At 68.2% G+C, this 17,891-nt stretch carries 20 protein-coding genes and 1 pseudogene; 10 read left to right on the plus strand and 11 right to left on the minus strand.

Annotated elements, in window-relative coordinates; translation table 11 throughout:
* Window positions 1-141: 141 nt before the first annotated feature.
* Complete coding sequence (locus ACRWNM_RS16070; protein WP_431968188.1) at window positions 142-390, plus strand: MarR family transcriptional regulator; 249 nt, start codon at window positions 142-144, stop codon at window positions 388-390.
* Complete coding sequence (locus ACRWNM_RS16075) at window positions 390-596, plus strand: hypothetical protein (protein WP_431968190.1); 207 nt, start codon at window positions 390-392, stop codon at window positions 594-596. The genes ACRWNM_RS16070 and ACRWNM_RS16075 overlap by 1 nt, the downstream gene beginning before the upstream one ends.
* Before the next feature lie 30 nt (window positions 597-626).
* Here ACRWNM_RS16075 and ACRWNM_RS16080 read toward each other — a convergent pair whose 3' ends face one another.
* Together ACRWNM_RS16080 and ACRWNM_RS16085 are read right to left on the minus strand one after the other, a co-directional pair.
* Window positions 627-1,151, minus strand: a complete 525-nt coding sequence (locus tag ACRWNM_RS16080; protein WP_431968192.1) for a flavin reductase family protein — start codon at window positions 1,149-1,151, stop codon at window positions 627-629.
* 127 nt (window positions 1,152-1,278) lie between these two features.
* A pseudogene (locus ACRWNM_RS16085) lies at window positions 1,279-1,776 on the minus strand (NADPH-dependent FMN reductase); the annotation flags it as partial.
* A gap of 312 nt (window positions 1,777-2,088) precedes the next feature.
* On the opposite strand from ACRWNM_RS16085, the gene ACRWNM_RS16090 reads away from it, so the two are divergent.
* Window positions 2,089-2,391 carry a DUF1905 domain-containing protein gene (locus ACRWNM_RS16090; protein WP_431968194.1) on the plus strand — a complete coding sequence of 101 codons (303 nt, stop codon included), beginning with the start codon at window positions 2,089-2,091 and terminating at the stop codon, window positions 2,389-2,391.
* A gap of 230 nt (window positions 2,392-2,621) precedes the next feature.
* Here ACRWNM_RS16090 and ACRWNM_RS16095 read toward each other — a convergent pair whose 3' ends face one another.
* From ACRWNM_RS16095 to ACRWNM_RS16105, 3 genes are all read right to left on the minus strand, one after another.
* A complete protein-coding gene (locus ACRWNM_RS16095; protein WP_431968196.1) occupies window positions 2,622-3,026 on the minus strand; it encodes a hypothetical protein in 405 nt (134 codons plus the stop codon).
* A gap of 65 nt (window positions 3,027-3,091) precedes the next feature.
* Window positions 3,092-3,388, minus strand: coding sequence for a hypothetical protein (locus tag ACRWNM_RS16100; protein WP_431968198.1), 297 nt, complete (start codon window positions 3,386-3,388; stop codon window positions 3,092-3,094).
* Window positions 3,375-3,599: a hypothetical protein gene (locus ACRWNM_RS16105; protein ID WP_431968200.1), complete on the minus strand. Its 225-nt coding sequence runs from the start codon at window positions 3,597-3,599 to the stop codon at window positions 3,375-3,377. The genes ACRWNM_RS16100 and ACRWNM_RS16105 overlap by 14 nt, the downstream gene beginning before the upstream one ends.
* Before the next feature lie 96 nt (window positions 3,600-3,695).
* Here ACRWNM_RS16105 and ACRWNM_RS16110 point away from each other — a divergent pair, with 96 nt between their 5' ends.
* Entirely contained in the window at window positions 3,696-4,487 is a 792-nt protein-coding gene (locus ACRWNM_RS16110) for an alpha/beta fold hydrolase (protein ID WP_431968202.1), read from the plus strand.
* A gap of 263 nt (window positions 4,488-4,750) precedes the next feature.
* On the opposite strand, the gene ACRWNM_RS16115 is transcribed toward ACRWNM_RS16110, so the two are convergent.
* From ACRWNM_RS16115 to ACRWNM_RS16125, 3 genes are read right to left on the minus strand one after another with little or no spacing between them, the layout of a single operon-like run.
* On the minus strand, window positions 4,751-5,392 hold the full coding sequence (locus ACRWNM_RS16115; protein ID WP_431968204.1) for a TetR/AcrR family transcriptional regulator: 642 nt from the start codon (window positions 5,390-5,392) through the stop codon (window positions 4,751-4,753).
* Window positions 5,393-5,396: 4 nt separating this feature from the next.
* Window positions 5,397-6,161 carry a crotonase/enoyl-CoA hydratase family protein gene (locus ACRWNM_RS16120; RefSeq protein WP_431968206.1) on the minus strand — a complete coding sequence of 255 codons (765 nt, stop codon included), beginning with the start codon at window positions 6,159-6,161 and terminating at the stop codon, window positions 5,397-5,399.
* The gene (locus ACRWNM_RS16125) at window positions 6,158-7,690 is read right to left on the minus strand and encodes an acetyl-CoA acetyltransferase (protein WP_431968208.1); all 1,533 of its coding nucleotides are present in this window, start codon (window positions 7,688-7,690) and stop codon (window positions 6,158-6,160) included. Before ACRWNM_RS16125 ends, ACRWNM_RS16120 begins: the two co-directional genes overlap by 4 nt.
* 121 nt (window positions 7,691-7,811) lie before the next feature.
* Between ACRWNM_RS16125 and ACRWNM_RS16130 the strand changes: the two genes are divergently transcribed.
* The 4 genes from ACRWNM_RS16130 (at window position 7,812) to ACRWNM_RS16145 (ending at window position 12,026) form a co-directional block, all read left to right on the plus strand.
* The gene (locus ACRWNM_RS16130) at window positions 7,812-8,588 is read left to right on the plus strand and encodes a crotonase/enoyl-CoA hydratase family protein (RefSeq protein WP_431968210.1); all 777 of its coding nucleotides are present in this window, start codon (window positions 7,812-7,814) and stop codon (window positions 8,586-8,588) included.
* A gap of 194 nt (window positions 8,589-8,782) precedes the next feature.
* Complete coding sequence (locus ACRWNM_RS16135) at window positions 8,783-9,838, plus strand: DUF4185 domain-containing protein (RefSeq protein WP_431968212.1); 1,056 nt, start codon at window positions 8,783-8,785, stop codon at window positions 9,836-9,838.
* Window positions 9,839-9,969: 131 nt separating this feature from the next.
* On the plus strand, window positions 9,970-11,205 hold the full coding sequence (locus ACRWNM_RS16140) for an erythromycin esterase family protein (RefSeq protein ID WP_431968214.1): 1,236 nt from the start codon (window positions 9,970-9,972) through the stop codon (window positions 11,203-11,205).
* 125 nt (window positions 11,206-11,330) lie between these two features.
* Window positions 11,331-12,026, plus strand: a complete 696-nt coding sequence (locus ACRWNM_RS16145) for a class I SAM-dependent methyltransferase (protein ID WP_431968216.1) — start codon at window positions 11,331-11,333, stop codon at window positions 12,024-12,026.
* 56 nt (window positions 12,027-12,082) lie between these two features.
* On the opposite strand, the gene ACRWNM_RS16150 is transcribed toward ACRWNM_RS16145, so the two are convergent.
* Window positions 12,083-12,679, minus strand: coding sequence for an alpha/beta hydrolase family protein (locus tag ACRWNM_RS16150; RefSeq protein WP_431968218.1), 597 nt, complete (start codon window positions 12,677-12,679; stop codon window positions 12,083-12,085).
* A gap of 231 nt (window positions 12,680-12,910) precedes the next feature.
* Between ACRWNM_RS16150 and ACRWNM_RS16155 the strand changes: the two genes are divergently transcribed.
* Window positions 12,911-14,746: an acyl-CoA dehydrogenase gene (locus ACRWNM_RS16155; protein WP_431968220.1), complete on the plus strand. Its 1,836-nt coding sequence runs from the start codon at window positions 12,911-12,913 to the stop codon at window positions 14,744-14,746.
* A 167-nt stretch (window positions 14,747-14,913) separates the two neighbouring features.
* Window positions 14,914-15,999, plus strand: coding sequence for a DUF4185 domain-containing protein (locus ACRWNM_RS16160; protein ID WP_431968222.1), 1,086 nt, complete (start codon window positions 14,914-14,916; stop codon window positions 15,997-15,999).
* Window positions 16,000-16,158: 159 nt separating this feature from the next.
* On the opposite strand, the gene ACRWNM_RS16165 is transcribed toward ACRWNM_RS16160, so the two are convergent.
* Window positions 16,159-16,536, minus strand: coding sequence for a hypothetical protein (locus ACRWNM_RS16165; protein ID WP_431968224.1), 378 nt, complete (start codon window positions 16,534-16,536; stop codon window positions 16,159-16,161).
* 420 nt (window positions 16,537-16,956) lie between these two features.
* Window positions 16,957-17,283 carry a hypothetical protein gene (locus ACRWNM_RS16170; protein ID WP_431968226.1) on the minus strand — a complete coding sequence of 109 codons (327 nt, stop codon included), beginning with the start codon at window positions 17,281-17,283 and terminating at the stop codon, window positions 16,957-16,959.
* Between the last annotated feature and the right edge of the window lie 608 nt (window positions 17,284-17,891).

Raw genomic sequence — 17,891 nt, forward strand, 5'->3', positions numbered from 1 at the left:
GCAGCGCAGGCCACTCGGTTCGTACTGTCCGTTACAGCACTCGATGCGGAGGCGGTCGGTCCCGACCCTGCGCCGGTCGGCGAGCCACCACATCCTCGGCATCGGAGGCGACCGCACACGCCGACGCGGAGGGCTACCGCGATGGAGATGAACGAGGGCCGCGTGATGGCCGCGCTACACGATCACGGGCCGCTCACCACTGCGGAACTCGCGCGCGAGACGCGCATGAAGGAGTCGTCGGTTCGATCGGTGGTCCGCGAACTCGTCGACCGGAGCTTGGTCGAGACGGCGGCGCGGGGATGGACGCTGTCGGCTCGCGGCCAGGCATTCACCAACACCCCACGCGGGCGCAACGCGCTCGACGTGCCGACAATGCCGAGGCGGTCATGATGTCCTGTTTCGACGACGCGCTGCTGATCAACCATCTCAGCTGCGCCAACACCGCCTACCCCGCATCGAGTCTCCGTGCCGCGCACCGGACGATGCAGGTTCACCTCGAATGCCTCGTCGGCCAATGTCCGGCGAAGACCGCCGCGCACCACGCCCTCGAAGAGGCGGGGCACCTGAGGCCCGACTCGGGCAGGCAGCGACGATGACCGGCAGCGAAAGGTAAGTCGTAGGGGCCGTCAGCTCGGCACGTTGGTGATCTCGCTCGGTTCGGCGTGCAGGCGGCGAAAGCGGCTGCCGTGGAAGACGAGCGGGTCGATGTCGTGGCGGGTGGCCAGGCGGTGGATGCGGAGGATGACGACGAGGTGATCGCCCGCGGGGACCTGGGCCTCGATGACGCCCTCGATCCAGGCGGACGCACCGTGGATGAAGACGGCCTCACCGGTGCCTCGGTGCAGTTCGCTGGCGCGGAAGCGGTCGCCGTCGCGTGCGCCGAGCGCACGCGCGGCGTCGGTTTGGTCGGTGCCGAGCAGGCTCAGGCCGAGGTGGGTCGCGCGCTCCAGGCGCGGCCAGGTCGAGGAGCTGTTCTGCACGCAGAAGGAGACCAGCGGCGGATCGAGCGAGACGGGCACGAAGGTGCTCACCGCGAGGCCGTGCGGCACGCCGTCGACCTCGGCGCAGACCGCGACGACGCCGCTGGGGAAGTTGGCGAAGGCACGGCGCAATCCCGTTCCGTCGGCCGGTGTTTCGAAGAGTTCATGCATGGTCCGCCGCCTTGCTCGCGTTCGCGTAGGAATCGGCGTCGGATCGAAGCGAATCACCTGCGCTGGGATCCCTCGATTCACTCGCGCTCGAAAGTCGTTCCCCCGAATCACGGACGTTCGGCTGCTCGGCGCTCGTACGACCCAGTGCTTGCACCACGGGCCGCCACCGGTCGGCGTACGCGCCGATCACTCCGTCCTCGGTGAAGGTCCGATCGGCCAGGTACAGACCCGGCAGCGCCGCGGTCGCGCCGAGTTCCGCCAGCACGGGCTTGAGCAGCAGGTCGGGAGCGAGCGCGTGCGCCGGTCCTGCGCCGAGCATCACCGGGACGGCCAGCACTCCCGCCAATCCCGTTCCGCCGTCGAATTGTTCGAGGAAGAGTTTGAGCAGCCCGGTGTAGGTCGCCTTGAAGGTCGGGCTGGCGAACACCACCAGCTCGGACTCCGCCACGGTGCGCACGGCGTCCGCCACCGCGGGATCACCCCAGCTGAGCAGCGCGGGCCCATAGGAAGCGAGCTCGAGCACGGTGGGTTCGACGTCGGGCCGCAGACCGCGGGCCACCAGGATGCCCGCGGCCAGCGTGCGGGACGCGGGTTTCGGATTGCCGACCACGACGGTGACTGTCACTGCTGTGTCCTTCCTTTCGCGTGCACGCGGCTGTCCCCAGTGCAACACCGGCCGCGAGGCGAAACGAGGGTTTGAATCTGTGCGATCGCATCGCGAGACGCGCGCGCACGGGTTCGGTCCGGCCGCCTACGAGCGGACTACCGACAACCGCGCCCGGAGCTCGGCTCAGTTACTGGATGAACGATCCGAACGAGCATCTCGGTCGACTCCGAGGAGCCCATGTGAACCCGATCGGGGGCGGACTCACGGGTTGCGCGCACCGGGATCGACATGCGAGCGCGACCTGTCGGTGCTCGGCATTAGGGTCGGCGCGTGGCTGGTTCGCGATATTCGTTCACGGCACGGGTGTGGGAGCACTCCGGCGAAGGCTCCTGGCATTTCGTGTCGCTGCCAGAGGAGATCGCCGACGACATCGAGGAGCGCTACGGGCATCGGTCCGGTGGGTTCGGAGCGATCCGCGTGCACGTCAGGATCGGCGCGAGCAGCTGGTCCACCTCGCTGTTTCCGGACAAGAAACGCGCCACCTACGTCCTGCCGGTGAAGAAGCCGGTGCGGGTCGCCGAGAACCTCGTCGCGGGTTCGGATGCCGAGATCGATCTGACGATCGCTCTCTGAGCGAGAGACGGTCATGGGCGACGCGCGCCACGCACTGGAGCATGCGGCGACCCCGACGGATCACGCCCACCAACTGCCGTCGGCCACACCCACAACCCAGATCCGACCCAGTCGCCCCACCACTGGATGCGAGCCACACCGGCCGGCAGGCGGTCAGCGGCCACCAGAGCCGCAGGCCGGTCATTCGACGAGGTAGGTCGCAGCGCCGACTCCTGCCCAGCCCATACCCGTCAGAAAATGCACTCCTGCACCATTCGCCGGGTAGCGACACCGACTCGCGTCTGGTCTTCCGCGCTCAGCCCGAGCAAGACGGGGTCGACGGGACCGGACAGATCCGCACCGAGAACCCTGCGCAATCCGTCCTGAGAGATCTTCTCCTCCACATAGATTCGCGCGACGCACTCGGATTGCTTCGGGGGAAGTCCCTTCCCCGCCAGCACCGTGGTGACGTCGGCCTGGCTCAAATCCCCGGCGGGCAGCGGGACGGTGGTGGTCGACGCCGCCGCCACGGTGGTCGACGCGGCAGTGGTCGACGCGGCCACGGTGGTCGACGAACCGGATGCCGTGCTCGAATCGTCCCCGCACCCCGCGAGCAGCGGCACCGCGATACACGCCACCGCGATCGTTCTTCTCATCCGAATTCCCTCGCTTCCAACGGTTCCCGTATGGCCGGGACCGTACCCGCAGCGAGGGGTCCGCGTCACAAGTCCATCGCGGCGCGCAGCGCGGTGTCCAACCGTTCCAGCACGTCGGACTCCATGTCATCGATGCGCTCGGCGAGCCAGCCGCGATAGATGCGGCCGATATTGCCCGCGTGCACCCAGCCGCGCCCTGGCACCTGGACCGCGAGGATGTCCTGCGGATCCTGGTCGAGCAGTTCGGCGGCGATCAGCCACTGACGCGGCGATTCGTTGATGCCGTCGCTGCTGATGAGCACGACGGTACGACGCCGAAGCGAACCGTGCGGGTGATAGCTCCACAGTTCACCCCTGCGCACGCATCGCCTCCTCGGCGGCGGCCAGCTCCGCCTCGTCGGCCGCGGCCTCGGCCGCCACATCGACCACGGAACCGACGCCCGTGCGCACCGCTTCCCGGCGCGCGGCCTTGGATATCCACGCCGACGGTGACATACCGGCCCGTGCCGCCGCCTGTTCCGCGAACGACCAGGCCGCCTCGTCCAGCGAGAGAGTGACCTTACGCGTTGCCATACCATTTATCGTACCCGCGAGCGAGCACTCTGCCAGCGGGAACGCGGACGTACTGATACTATTGGCGCACTGCCAACAGAGAATCCGGGGACGAGCATGACGACGTGGAACCATCATCGGGTCGGCACGGGCGAACCGTTGGTGCTGGTGCACGGGGTCGGCAGCCGCTGGCAGATATGGGAGCCGATCATCGACACCCTGGCCGCCTCCTTCGAGGTGATCGCCGTCGATCTGCCCGGCTTCGGCGGCTCGGATCCGTTGCCGCACACGACCGTCGACGAACTCACCGACGCGCTCGCCGACTGGCTGGCCGCGGAAAACATCGAACGCCCGCACCTCGCAGGCAACTCGATGGGCGGCCTGATCACCCTGAAGCTGGGCGCGCGCGGATCGGCCCGCTCGGTCACCGCGTACTCCCCGATCGGGTTCTGGGACACCCCGGGCCGGGTGTGGTGCCAACAGTCGCTCGGTAAGTCGGTCACCCTCGCTCGCGCGATGCGTCCGCAGCTGCCCAAGATTCTCGGCACCGCGGCGGGCCGCACGGCGTTCCTGTCCCTGATCTTCGGCAAGCCGTGGGCGTTGGACGCGGAGTTCGCGATCGGCACCGCCGAGGGAGCGATCGACTCGACCGGATTCCGAGAAGCGCTGGCCTCTTTCGCCGACGCGCGGCTGCCCGAGATCGGCGCGCTCGCCGACATTCCCGTCACCATCGCCTGGGGCAGCCGCGACGTCCTGCTCACCTACGCCACCCAGCACCGCAAGGCCCGCGCGGAACTGCCCAACGCTCGTCACGTCACCCTGCACGGCAGCGGGCACTCGCCGTTTCCGGACGATCCCGAGGCTTGCGCCCGGGTGCTGCTCGACCAGCTGGATCCGAACCGCCGGTAGCGCGCGCTCGCCCCGGGACTTCGCGCGGAAATCCCGCAACAGCCACCGCAACCGAAACCGGCCGCATCGATCGACCGGCCGCACGCCCCCGGCGAGAACAGTCGCGTCGGCACGACAGCTACAAGGCCTCCGTCGCGCACGTCGCCCTCCGCCACAGCGCCCCGGCGAGAACAGTCGCGTCGGCACGACAGCTACGAAGCCGCCGTCGCGCACGTCACCCTCCCCCGCAGCGCGCCCGCGAGAACAGCCGCGTCGGCCACGCCTCACACGGGCCGAGGGTCCAACAACGTGTCCGCCGGTGCCGTCCCGAGCAACACCCGAACCGAATTTCCCCAGCGCTGCTGGAGGATTCGGTTGCGCTCCACGTTCCCGGTCAGCAGCGCCCGCATGGCCAGCCCGGTCATGATCTCGATGGTGAACTCGGTGATCGTCGGCACCCGTGGGTCATCGGGGAACTCGGCACGGAAGATGTCGCGAATGCTGGTGTGCATCAGCTCGAAGAGACGCTGCTCCAGCGGCAGGAAGGCGGCGCGCAACTCGGGATCGGTGCGCGCGCCGACCCAGATCTCCAGCGCGGCAAGGAAAGATTCCCCGCTGAACATGCGCATGGTGAGATCGACCGCGGTGGTGAGCCGGTCGGCATCGTCGGGTATCGCCGCGAATTCCGTTGTCAGCTGCTCCAATCGGCGCGCGGCGAGATGCTCGACGGCGCCGGCGAGCAGATCCGGTTTGGTCGGGAAGTGGTGCTGCAACGTGCCGCGCGGTACCCCGGCGCGGTTCTGCACCTCGAGCGTCGTCGTCCCTGCGTAGCCGACCTCGACCAGACTCTCGATCGCCGCGTCCAGGAGCCGCGTGCGCATTCGCGCGCGGCGCTGCGCCTGCGTCTCCCGGACGCGTTCCGGCATCGGGTCAGCGCCCCTGCCACTGCGGTTCACGCTTCTGCGCGAACGCGAGGGCGCCCTCGGCGGCGTCCTTGGAGAACAGCGCGGGCAGCGCGATCTCGCCCTGCTTGGCGAAGGACTCCGCCACCGACCAGTCCGGCGACTCGTCGATGATGCGCTTGCTCGCGGCGACCGAAAGCGGTGCGGCCGCGACGATTTCGGCGGCCAGCTCCAGTGCGCTCGCCAGCGCGGCGCCCGGCTCGGTGACCCGGTTGACCAGGCCGAGCTGGTAGAGCCGCTCGGCGCCGATGCGTCCGCCGGTCAACGCCAGCTCGGCCGCGATGGGCCGCGGCAGGCGCTGGGTCAGCCGCAGCACGCCGCCGCCCGCGGCCACCAAACCGCGCTTCACCTCGGGGATTCCGAATTGCGCGTCGCGCGCGGCGACGATCAGGTCACCCGCGAGCGCCAGCTCGAAACCACCCGCGAGCGCGAAACCCTCGACGGCCGAGATCATCGGCTTGGCGGGCGGTTTCGCCGCGATACCGAGCGGACCCCGCCGCTGCGTCATCGGCATCTCCCCTTTGGAGGCGGCGACGAGATCCATTCCGGCGCTGAAGGTTCCGCCCGCGCCGGTGAGTACGAGCACGCGCGCGCCGGCGTCGGCCTCGAATGCGTCGACGGCCGCCTCGATGGCCTGCGCGGTGGCCAGATCGATGGCGTTGCGGGCCTCGGGGCGGTTGACGGTCAGCAGCGTGATCGCGTCGCGGCGTTCGACGAGTACCTGATCGGTCATCGGGGGGTCCTCTCGGTGCGCAGGGTGAGCTGGTCGGCGGCGGTGATCTCGGCGGCCGCGCCGATCGGGTCGCCGTCGGTGAACGCCGCGATGGTCTCGGCGTCGGAAACCCGAACCAGTATGCGTGCACCCGCCGGGTTCAGCGCGCTGATCACCACCGCCTCGGGCTCGTCGGCGCGCTCCGGCGCGGGCCCCTTGCGGTAGGCGACGGTGTAGGCCTCGACGGTCGCCGGGCCGGTGTAGCCGGGCGCGGTGTCGCGGCGCGCGGCGGGCACCACGGCCTCGGCCGCGCGAAAGAGCTCGGCGGGCGGGCGCGCCGAGTACACGCCGACGCCGTGTTTGGTGATGTACCAGCCGAGCGCGGTCGCCAGGCCGTAGGACTCGGGGTCCTCGCGCAGCCGCGTGGCGAGGGTGGCGATCGAGTGGGTGGTGTAGTTGTTGCCCGGCCCGCCCGCGAAGGTCAGCCCGCCGGTGACCGAGAGCGGCCGTGCCGGATCGTCGATCGGCAGGCCGAGCGCCTCCGCCGCGACCTGCACCGCGACCGGGAAGCAGGAATACAGATCGATGTGGGCGACATCGTCGATGCCGATACCCGCTGCGCCGAGCGCGGACTCGCCCGCCGCCGCGATCGCGGGCGAGACGCTCATATCCGCGCGCTCGGAGACGAACCAGACGTCCGTGGCGGTCGCGCCGCCGTGCGGGAAGACCCACCGATCGCGCGGCACACCGGCGGCGTCGGCGGCGGCCGCGCTGCACACGATCAGGCCGGCGCCGAGATCCACCGAGAGGTTCGCGACGAGCAGCTTCGGGTACGGGGTCGACACCAGCCGGTTGTGCGATGAGGGCGTCGCCAGGTCGGCGGCGGACTGCGCCGCGGGCAGCCACGCGTACGGGTTGTCCTCGGCGACCGACGACAGCCGCGACCACAGCCCGCCGATGCGCTCGCGATGCGCGGCCTCGCTCAGGCCGAGCCTGCCGCGCAGCGCGGTTTCCATCAGCGCGTAGAAGTAGACCGGGCCCCACAGTCCGGCCGCGGTCTCCATCTCCGAGTTGGGCGCCTTGTCCGAACCGATCAGCTCGGTGGGCGCGACATCCTCCGGCTGCTCGGGCCATTCGAGCCCGGCGCCCGCGCGAGTCGCCGCGTTCGACGAGGCCACCGACTCGGCTCCGGTGATGAGGGCGATCTCGGACTTTCCGTCGGCGATGGCCTGCGCGACCGTGTTCAGCAGCCGCTGCGGCGCGTCGCCGCCGAATCGCACGGACTGCACAGTGCGCTTCGGCGCGGCCCCCAGCTCGGCGGCGACCAGCGCGCCGAGATCCGGATACGGCTTGCTGACCGGGGCGACGGCGGCCACCAGATCGGCGGCCCGCAGCAGCCGATCTCCTGCGCCGCTGTCCGCCCCCGCGCGGCGCAGCGATTCGGTGGCGAGTTCGACGGGGCCGGGCAGCCCCGGATCGCCGGTTCTGTGCACGACCTGCCCGACGCCGACGAGCACCGGCGTCCGCGGATCCATTCCGGCTGGCAGCATTCTTCCTCCGCTCCGAATATTTACCGTCAGCATTGACGGTAATTTGGTTCGATTGAAGCAGCCCGTCCCGACCAGGGCAATAGCCCGTGGACAAGAACTGACTCGAGAGTAAGATCCGGGCATGGGATCCCCTATCGCACTGCGGTTCGACGGCGACCGCGCCTACGTCAGCCTGGACCGCCCGGACAAGCACAACGGCCTGACCATCGAGATGCTCGGTGACCTGGTCGATGCCGCGCGCACCGTCGCGAAGCGCAAGGACGTGCACGCGGTGATCCTGTCCGGCAACGGCCCCAGCTTCAGCAGCGGCCTCGATGTCGCCAAGGCGACCCGCGATCCGCTCGCGGCTGTGCGCAACTTCGTGCCGCTGCCGTGGCGCGGCACCAACACCTTCCAGGAGGCCTGCTGGGCCTGGCGGCGGTTGGAGGTCCCGGTCATCGCCGCGGTGCACGGCCGCTGTTTCGGTGGCGGACTCCAGATCGCGCTGGCCGCCGACGTCCGCTTCGCGACACCCGACGCGGAGTTCTCGGTCATGGAGGCCAAGCACGGCCTCGTTCCGGATATGACCGGCGCGGCCACGCTCTCGCGATTGATCGGCATCGATAAAGCACTGCTGCTGACCATGACCGCCGACGTGGTCGACGCCGCCTACGCCGAACGCATCGGCCTGGTCACCGAGGTGACCGACGACCCGATCGGCGCCGCCGAGAAACTCGCAGAACGCATCGCGTCCCGCTCCCCGCACGCGGTGGCGGGCGCCAAGCGACTGTTCGAGCGGTCCTGGCACGCATCGGCGCGGCGCACCTTCGGAATCGAGCGCGCGACACAGCTGCCGCTGATCCTGCGTCTGGCCGCGAACCGAGATGGAAGATCACACAAAGAGGGCTTCATTTCGTAGAGACAAGATCGCAAGCCACCAATTTCCCCGGTTCGACTGCTAGCATTTCCGTCGATTTGCCAGCCATTCGAAATGTGCTTCGGTTCACATCGGGGGGTGGTGTATCGAGGCCCGTTTCGGCGAGACCCGGAGGGCCCACGACCTTGAACAAGACCGCAAAAATCCTGCTTTCGGCTCTAGCGGGTGGCACGGCCTTGCTTCTCACGGCAACTACCCCCGCCACGGCAAACCCAAACGCGATCAACCCGATTCCGGTGCTCAACGGCACCACCGGTCTGCCGAATCTGGCCGGTCGCAGCCGCGCGATGTTCCAGGTGACCGGCATGGCGAGCCCCAACAACACCCAGACCTACAACGTGCTCGGCACCGATCTGGGCATCATGTGGGACAACGGCCATGGCGAGATGCTCACCGCGTTCGGCGACACCGCCGGACTCGGCTTCCCCAACCTGCTCGCCGGCAGCATGTGGGCCTGGCGTAGCAACATCCTGGTCCGCAGCAACACCAAGGACCCGGCCAACGGCATCTACTTCGACAGCGTGGTGCGCGACGTCTTCGGACAGGCGCGCGATCTCATTCCGAGCCCGAAGATTCCGTTCATCGAAATCAGCCGCATCCCCACCGCGGGCATCGCGGTCGACGGCGTGCAGTACATGAGCACGATGTCGGTGAAGACCTGGGACAACGTCGGCGAGTGGACCACGAACTACTCGGGCCTGGCCGCCTCCGCCGACAACGGGGAGACCTGGGCGGATCTCGGGCACACCCGGCGCCCGAACGAGGGCGGCAACGCCAACTTCCAGATGAACGCCTTCCTGAAGAGCGGCGGGTATGTCTACGAGTACGGCACCCCCTCCGGGCGCGACAACATCGCGTTCATCGCGCGGGTGCGCGAGCACGACATCCAGAACTTGGGCGAGTACGAGTACTGGGACGGCGGCGGCTGGCGCAAGAACGACGTCAACGCCGCGGCGCCGATCATGTGGGGCGTCGGCGAACTGTCGGTCATGTGGAACGACTATCTCGGCCAGTTCATCTCGCTGACGACGGACGCGTTCAACTCGGTCGTGATGCGGCGGGCTTCCTCGCCCGAGGGTCCGTGGAGCGATCCGGAAGTCCTGATCGACACCAGGGAGTTGCCGTCGGCCTACGCCCCCTCGATCTTCCCGTACCAGACCGGGCGCGACCTGTACTTCATGACCACCGTGCACAGCCAGTACAACGTCGTCCTGATGCGCACCACGCTGTGATCATCGCGCCGTGACGCGTTCGGGGTGTCCGCGATTCAGCGGGCACCCCCTTTTTCCTTCCCGGATCACTTGACCTCAACAAAGCTTCATGTACGAGGCTGGCCGCAGCACGCGACCGATCCGGAGGAACAATGACTTCTGCATCCAGCATCGCCCGCCCATCCGCCGACGTGACGGCATGGGTGCGGTCCGCTGCGCGCCCCGTGGTCGACACCGAACCGGACTATGTGGGAAAGGATCTCGACGAGCTCGTCGAGACACTCGGATCGGCGACGATCGTCGGGCTCGGCGAGTCGACCAGGTTCTCGCGGCAGACCTACGGCGTGCGGGAACGGCTCTTCCGCGCCTTGGTCGGCAGGCACGGGTTCCGCGGGCTCGCGATCCAGGACAGCGCGCGGTCCGGCGAGCGCATCGACGAGTACGTCCGCACCGGGGCGGGCGATCCGGAATCCGCGCTGGCCGGAGCGTGGCGCCCGCTGCGGACCGCCGAGATGGTCGACACGCTGGCCCGGATCCGGCTGTTCAACCAGCAGCACCCGGACGACCCGATCCGCGTCCTCGGCGTGGAACCGCCGCGCGCCGAACCCTCCGACTACGACGCGGTGCTGGACTACCTCCGCCAAGCCGCGCCGGACCGGCTGGCGCGCGCCGAAACCCATCTGAACCCGATCCGCACCGCACACCGAATCGACGAGCACGTCCAGCGCCATCAGGGCATTCACCCAGGACGCCCGTTCGCCGAGCACGCCCGCGACGCGCTCGCCCTGCTCGACGAGCTGCCCGACACCGCGGAGCACCGGCGGGCCCGCGCCCACGCCCGGCTGATCGCCGATTTCCACGAGCAGAGCGTCGCCGGGCAAGGCGGCTTCGCCCGCGACGAGCGGCCATCGGCCGAACGCGTCATCGAATGGCAGCGCGCGACCGGCGTGAAGATCGCGTTCTGGGACGGCATCGCCCACGTCAGCGCTCAGGCGCTCGGCGTCGGCTCGGCCGCGGGCGAGTTCCGCGGCACGGGCTCCCACCTGCGCGACCACTTCGGCACGGACTACGTCACTGTGGCCATCGGCTTTCACCATGGTGATCTCGGCATGGCCGAGGCGCCCAGGCCGCGGCCGGAGCTGGTCGACGCGGTGCTCGGCGAAGTGGATTTGCCCGCGTTCTTCGTCGACTTGCGCACGGCCGCAACGGAATCGGTGGACACCTGGCGTCGCGCACCGGCCGAGCTGCGCACCATCAGCGGGATCTACGACCCGAGCAAGGACGCCGAAGCACACATGGGCGTCCCCTCCCTGACGGGGGCGTTCGACATCCTCGTGCACATCCGCGAGACCTCGCCCGTGCACTGGCTTCCCGCGCCCTCCGAGTGAGCACCGGCGCGGTGCGTGCGGTGCCGCGCGGGAGCGGGCTTGTGCGGCTCAGACTCCGCACCTCCGGTGCTTTCCAGCGCGGTGCCGACGGTCCGCCCGAACACGGCGGTTCCTAGACTCGCCCTATGGATGCGGCCGATTGGGACGAGCGCTACGCGCAGAGTGAATTGGTCTGGGGCGCACCGCCGAACAGCACCGTGGTGGAGCACGTCTACGGGCTGGACCGGCGCGCGCCTGTGGGGCCCGACTCCGCCGAAGGCGAGGATCTCGGTCTGCCGCGGGCGCTCGACCTGGCCTGCGGCGAGGGACGCAACGCCGTCTGGTTGGCCACGCACGGCTGGCAGGTGCACGCCGTCGACTATTCGCAGGTCGGCATCGACAAGGGGCGGACCGTGGCCACGCGGCTGTCCCGATCGGTGCGCGGACGAATCACCTGGCAGTGCGCCGACGTCACCGATCTCGACGCCGCCGGGATCGCAGGCCCCTATGAGCTGGTGCTGATGGTCTTCCTGCATCTGCCCGCCGAGCAGCGCCGCGCCGTGGTGCGCCGCGCCGCGGAACTACTCACACCGGCGGGCACGCTGCTGATCCTCGGGCACGACACACTGAACCTGACGGAGGGCTTCGGCGGACCGCAGGACCCGTCGATCCTCTTCACCCCCGACGACATCATCGCCGACCTCGGTTCGGATTCGGGTCTCGAGATCCACATCGCGGACCGGGTGCTGCGCCCCACCGAGGGCCGCGACGCGATCGACGCGCTGGTCATCGCGACCAAACCCGCGCCGGAACCCTCGGAAACCGAAGCCTCGGCCTCCTGATCCAGCACAGCTGCACGCCGACCGCGAGACACAGGCCGACCCGGCGACCGACACACCTACTCCGACCAGCGCCGCAACCACGGCTGCACGGTCGCCGCAATGGTGTCGAATCCGGCGCGGAACGAGTGCGGCTGACCGGGGATCACGCGCACTTCGGCGGCGTCGGCCGCCTCGGGCACGCCGAACGGGTCGTTCGCCCCGTTGATCACCACGACCTCGATGCCGCCCGGCGCGAGCAGCTCCTCGCGCCGCGACTTCTCCGGCTTACCCGGCGGATGTAGCGGAAACGAGAGCGCGAGCACGCCGCGGGCCCGCGCGGCGACCGCCGTACGGCAGGCGACCCGCGCCCCGTTGCTGCGCCCGCCGAGGATGACGGGGACGCCGCGAACTTTCTTGCGCAAAGCCGCCACGATCTCCAGCCAGGCTTGATCCTGCTTGTCCGCCGAGCCCGGCGCCCGCCGCCCCGTGACGCGATAAGGCTGCACCACCCTGGCCACCGCGCCGCCCAGCTCCAACGCCGAATCGCGCACCACCAAAAGATCTTTCGCGTCCACCCCACCGCCCGCTCCGTGGGTGAGCAGCAGCAGGAAGGCCGGTTTGCGCGGCCGGTCGAGCTCGATCTCGGCGGGACCCGCGCTCGTCTCGATCTGCACACCTCACCGTAGCCGCCTACCAGCGGAGAGCGCAGATGCAGCGCTCAGGGGCTGTTTATCGCGTCACATTGCCGGCCGCCGTCTTTGCCTGCCCCTTACCGGCCGGTAATATGGCGCATAAGTTACCCGCGAGTAGCATGCGGAAATCCGGAAAACTACCCCGGTGGCGACAACGGGCGGGAACGGCAACCAAACCGACCGCACCAACTCAACGGAGAGTGAGTACAGACCATGGGTCACTACAAGAGCAACGTCCGCGACCTGGAGTTCAACCTCTTCGAGGTCCTCGGACTCGGCTCCCTGCTCGACGCAGGCGCCTACGGCGACCTGGACAGCGACACTGTCAAGGAGATGCTCAACGAGGTGCGTCGCCTGGCCGAGGGCCCGCTGGCCGAGTCGTTCGTCGAGGGCGACCGCAACCCGCCGACCTTCGACCCCGAGACTCACGTCGTCACCCTGCCGGAAGCGTTCAAGAAGTCCTACCGCGCCCTCGAAGAGGGTGAGTGGATGAAGGTCGGCGTCCGCGAGGAGCTGGGCGGCCTCGGCGCTCCCGCCAGCGTCGTCTGGGCACTGAGCGAAATGATCCTCGGCGCCAACCCGCCCGCTCAGATGTACGGCGCAGGCCCCGGCTTCGCGCAGGTGTTCTACAACAACGGCACCGACGAGCAGAAGAAGTGGGCCCAGATCATCGCCGAGCGCAACTGGGGCGCCACCATGGTGCTGACCGAGCCGGACGCCGGCTCCGACGTCGGCGCCGGCCGCACCAAGGCGATCAAGCAGGAAGACGGCACCTGGCACATCGAGGGCGTCAAGCGCTTCATCACCTCGGGTGACTCCGACGACCTGTTCGAGAACATCATGCACCTGGTGCTGGCTCGCCCCGAGGGCGCGGGCCCGGGCACCAAGGGTCTGTCGCTGTTCTACGTGCCGAAGTACCACTTCGACTTCGAGACCCAGACCCTGGGCGACCGCAACGGTGCTTTCGTCACCAACGTCGAGCACAAGATGGGCATCAAGGTCTCGGCCACCTGTGAGGTCACCTTCGGCGGCCACGGCGTGCCCGCCAAGGGCTGGCTGGTCGGCGAGGTGCACAACGGCATCGCGCAGATGTTCGACGTCATCGAGAACGCCCGCATGATGGTCGGCACCAAGGCCATCGCCACCCTGTCGACGGGTTACCTGAACGCGCTCGACTACGCCAAGCAGCGCGTGCAGGGTGCGGACCTGACCCAGATGACCGACAAGGCCGCGCCGCGCGTCACCATCACCCACCACCCGGACGTGCGTCGTTCGCTGGCCCTGCAGAAGGCGTACGCCGAGGGCCTGCGCGCCATCTACCTCTACACCGCCGCGCACCAGAACGCCGACGTGGCGAACCTGGTCTCCGGCGCCGACTCCGACGTGGCCTTCCGGGTCAACGACCTGCTGCTGCCGATCGTCAAGGGTGTCGGTTCCGAGCGGGCCTACCAGTACCTGACCGAGTCGCTGCAGACCTTCGGTGGTTCGGGCTTCCTGCAGGACTACCCGGTCGAGCAGTACATCCGCGACGCCAAGATCGACTCGCTGTACGAGGGCACCACCGCCATCCAGGCGCAGGACTTCTTCTTCCGCAAGATCGCCCGTGACCGCGGTGTCGCGCTGGCGCACGTGGCGGGCCAGGTGCAGAAGTTCATCGACTCGGAGGCGGGCAACGGCCGCCTGAAGGGCGAGCGCAAGCTGCTGGCCACCGCGCTCGAGGACGTCCAGACCATGGCGGCGACCCTGACCGGCCACCTGATGGGCGCTCAGGAGCAGCCGTCCGAGCTGTACAAGGTCGGCCTGGGTTCGGTGCGCTTCCTGCTCTCCGTCGGCGACCTGCTCATCGGCTGGCAGCTGCTGCGCCAGGCCGAGGTCGCCATCGCGGCGCTCGACGCGGGCGCCTCCGGCTCGGATGTGGCCTTCTACAACGGCAAGATCGGTGTCGCGCAGTTCTTCGCGCGCAACGTCCTGCCCGAGTTGACCGCCACCCGCGCCGTCCTGGCCAACCTGGACAACGACATCATGGAGCTGGACGAGGCCGCCTTCTAAGGTCTCGCCGACACCGTCGAAACACCGCGAGAGCGGCCCGGATTCGTCCGGGCCGCTCTTTCGCGTTCGGGACATGGCGGGTCCCACAAGGTCAACCTCGCCCGAAACCGCAACGGGCAGGCAGAATGTTCGAGGCAGACCGCGCGCCACAGAAGGGACCCGTCCGGATGAACCGATCGCTGTCCGCACTCGCCAGAGCCGGGGCCGTCGCCGCGGCCTGCACGGTCGTGTTGGCAGGCCCCGCCGCCGCCGACCCGAACAACGTGAATCCCATTCCGGTGCTGAACGGCTGGCGCGGACTGCCGCAGCTGCCCGGGCCGACCAAGGCGGTCTTCCAGATGACCGGCATGGACAGCCCGAACCGCACGCAGAACGTGAACGTGCTCGGCACCGACCTCGGCATCATGTGGGACGACGGCAGCGGCCGGATGATCACCGCCTTCGGCGACAGCGCCGGGCTCGGCATCCCCAACCTGCTCGCGGGCAGCATGTGGGCCTGGACCTCGAACGTGCTGTTCCGCAGCACCACCAAGGATCCGTCGGGCGGCATCTTCTTCGACAGCGTCGTCCCGAATCCGTTGCCGAGCCCCAAGATTCCCGGCATCGAGATCAGTCTCATCCCCACCGCGGGCATTTCGGTGGGCGGAGTGCAGTACATGAGCCTGATGTCGGTGCGGGAGTGGGGCGATCACGGCAGGTGGAACACCAACTTCTCCACCCTGGCCACGTCCGGTGACGGCGGCCAGACCTGGGCGCCGCTCACCACCACCCGCCGCGCGAACGTGGACGGGCACGAGCGCTTCCAGCAGAACGCCTTCCTGAAGCACGACGGCTACGTCTACCGCTACGGCACCGCCCCTGGCCGCAACAACCCCGGATTCGTCTCGCGGACAAGGGAAGCCGACATCGCGAACATCGACTCCTACGAGTACTGGGACGGCGGCGCGTGGAAGCCGAACGATCCCTTGGCCTCGGCGCCGATCGTGGACGGCGTCGCCGAGTTGTCGGTGATGTGGAACGACTACCTCGGCCAGTTCGTCATGCTGACAACGGATCCGGCGAATTCCGTCGTCCTGCGGACGGCTTCGTCGCCGCAGGGGCCGTGGAGCGCGCCGCGGGTGCTGATCGAGGCCGCGTCGCTGCCGACCGCTTACGCGCCGATGATCTTCCCGTATCAGACCGGGTCGGATCTGTACTTTCTGCTGACGGTGCACACGCAGTACAACGTGGTGCTGATGAAGACGCCGCTGTAGGTACCGCGAATACGAGAACGGCCCGGGGTGTTCCCGGGCCGTTCTCGTATGCAGGAATGCGCCCGTCGCCTCCGACCTCCACCCGACACTGGCAGCCCGCGGCGCTGACAGCCTCGTGGCGGCACGGCCGTGCCGCGCCTACCGCGATCAGGGCAGCGACTAGCGACCGCTGGAGCCGGTGCCGATCAGGTTGCCGAGGCCGACGAGCAGGTTGGAGGAACCTGCGCTCCAGCCGTCGAGGTAGGGGTTGACGTAGCCGTCCGCGACCGGAAGCGGCTTCACACCGCCGGAGCCGGTGACAAGCAGGTTGGTCAGGCCGGTGCCGAAGTTCGAAGAACCGGCGCCCGAACCGGTGGTCTCGCCCGCGGTCGGCAGGGGCTTCACGCCACCCGAACCGGTCGCCAGCAGGTTGGTCAGACCGGTGGCGAAGTTGGACGAACCAGCGGCCGAACCGGTCTCCGCCGACGCCACACCGGAACCACCAAGGACGATACCGGCGGCGACCACAGCGATGCCGAGCACGCGAATCTTGCTCATGGAATTCTTCTCTTCCTCGAAAATCTTGGTCGACAACACAGTGCGGTCGACGCGCCTATGTCTATCACGCAATATTTTCGGGCCACGACGTGATGATGAACGCATCGCAAATGATCAGTTACGAGTAGTTCACCTTCGCGGGTTCCGACGCGTGAACTCGGCCCTCGGCACTCCTGCCTGGATCTCCGCGCTGACGTGCGGCGATGGCGAACCTTACGCGACATCGGGTTCGCGCCGATTGCCAGCCGTGCGGCAAATACTTCCGCGCAGAAGGGATTTCGAAGCTGCTGATATCCGATCGCGCTGATTGGATGGGTTGTTCAGCGCGGTATCGCGAGTAGTGTTTCAGCAAACTCGAGGACTTCCCGAAACGAAAAAATGCCCCGCCTCGATGAGGCGGGGCGTATTCGAGCTATGCGCTCACTTCGTCAGGTCGAGGTTCGCCGAACCGGTGATGAGCGTCTCCAGCAGCTTGGTCGTCGACTCCGAGGAACCGGCATCCGAGGCGGTGGGCTTCGTGGCGGAACCGGTCGCCAGGTTCTCGGCCAGCGCGGTCAGCGCCTCCGACGAACCGGTCTCCGCCGCGGTCGACTTCGTGGCGCCGGCCGAGCCGGTCGCCAATGCCTCGACCAACTGGGTCGTGAACTCCGCCGAACCGGTGGTCTCGGCGCCGGCCAGCCCGGAGCCTGCCAGCACGATTCCGGCAGCGGCGGCGAAAGCGAAACCGAACGAACGAATGATCTTCATCTTCGAAATATCCCCTTGGAAGTTATCCTCCGTCGGCAACCCGTTGGCGGCCGACGGGATTGTTCTATCACAGGGGTTCGAGTGTTAACGATGAACCGGTTGCAATTCAAACGGTGGGGAGTAACCCCGATTTTGCGAGCAACTCGGGATGAAAGGTTCGCAATCGGACGGCTCACGCTTTACCGCGGTCGATATCGCCCTCCGAACGGCTAAATCCGCAGCGCGAGCGCATCGCCGCGCCACGCCGTCCTACTAGGGCAGATACCTTGCAATCCGGACGCAAGCCGCCAGCTTGCCGAACGGACCATCCTCGTCGCCGACCATCGACGCCAGACCTTCAGCCGACCACAAGCCCGCGAAGTTACTGGCGGGTCGGAGCCCAAATCCGGTAGTGAGATCTATTTCACAAAATCGATATGTAACGTTTCACCTGGGCGAATACTGGGAACAATTCCGGCAAGCCTTTCGACAGCATTCCCACGGTTTGCAAGACTCAGTCCGAGGTTTGCAAATCAATTCCTCCGCGATCACTACTCGATCGAGGCCCCCGGTACACGATTCCGGAATAGGTCCTCGCAACGACTTCGCACGCCTCGCAGCGGTTGCGG

The organism is Nocardia sp. bgisy134, assembly GCF_965341865.1.
GTDB lineage: Bacteria > Actinomycetota > Actinomycetes > Mycobacteriales > Mycobacteriaceae > Nocardia.

Excerpts from the sequence above, each read along its gene's own strand:
- ACRWNM_RS16070 (WP_431968188.1), top strand. The coding sequence starts at position 142 with ATGGAGATGAACGAGGGCCGCGTGATGGCCGCGCTACACGATCACGGG.
- ACRWNM_RS16075 (WP_431968190.1), top strand. The coding sequence starts at position 390 with ATGTCCTGTTTCGACGACGCGCTGCTGATCAACCATCTCAGCTGCGCC.
- ACRWNM_RS16080 (WP_431968192.1), bottom strand. The coding sequence starts at position 1,151 with ATGCATGAACTCTTCGAAACACCGGCCGACGGAACGGGATTGCGCCGT.
- ACRWNM_RS16095 (WP_431968196.1), bottom strand. The coding sequence starts at position 3,026 with ATGAGAAGAACGATCGCGGTGGCGTGTATCGCGGTGCCGCTGCTCGCG.
- ACRWNM_RS16105 (WP_431968200.1), bottom strand. The coding sequence starts at position 3,599 with ATGGCAACGCGTAAGGTCACTCTCTCGCTGGACGAGGCGGCCTGGTCG.
- ACRWNM_RS16110 (WP_431968202.1), top strand. The coding sequence starts at position 3,696 with ATGACGACGTGGAACCATCATCGGGTCGGCACGGGCGAACCGTTGGTG.
- ACRWNM_RS16115 (WP_431968204.1), bottom strand. The coding sequence starts at position 5,392 with ATGCCGGAACGCGTCCGGGAGACGCAGGCGCAGCGCCGCGCGCGAATG.
- ACRWNM_RS16120 (WP_431968206.1), bottom strand. The coding sequence starts at position 6,161 with ATGACCGATCAGGTACTCGTCGAACGCCGCGACGCGATCACGCTGCTG.
- ACRWNM_RS16125 (WP_431968208.1), bottom strand. The coding sequence starts at position 7,690 with ATGCTGCCAGCCGGAATGGATCCGCGGACGCCGGTGCTCGTCGGCGTC.
- ACRWNM_RS16130 (WP_431968210.1), top strand. The coding sequence starts at position 7,812 with ATGGGATCCCCTATCGCACTGCGGTTCGACGGCGACCGCGCCTACGTC.
- ACRWNM_RS16140 (WP_431968214.1), top strand. The coding sequence starts at position 9,970 with ATGACTTCTGCATCCAGCATCGCCCGCCCATCCGCCGACGTGACGGCA.
- ACRWNM_RS16145 (WP_431968216.1), top strand. The coding sequence starts at position 11,331 with ATGGATGCGGCCGATTGGGACGAGCGCTACGCGCAGAGTGAATTGGTC.
- ACRWNM_RS16155 (WP_431968220.1), top strand. The coding sequence starts at position 12,911 with ATGGGTCACTACAAGAGCAACGTCCGCGACCTGGAGTTCAACCTCTTC.
- ACRWNM_RS16160 (WP_431968222.1), top strand. The coding sequence starts at position 14,914 with ATGAACCGATCGCTGTCCGCACTCGCCAGAGCCGGGGCCGTCGCCGCG.
- ACRWNM_RS16165 (WP_431968224.1), bottom strand. The coding sequence starts at position 16,536 with ATGAGCAAGATTCGCGTGCTCGGCATCGCTGTGGTCGCCGCCGGTATC.
- ACRWNM_RS16170 (WP_431968226.1), bottom strand. The coding sequence starts at position 17,283 with ATGAAGATCATTCGTTCGTTCGGTTTCGCTTTCGCCGCCGCTGCCGGA.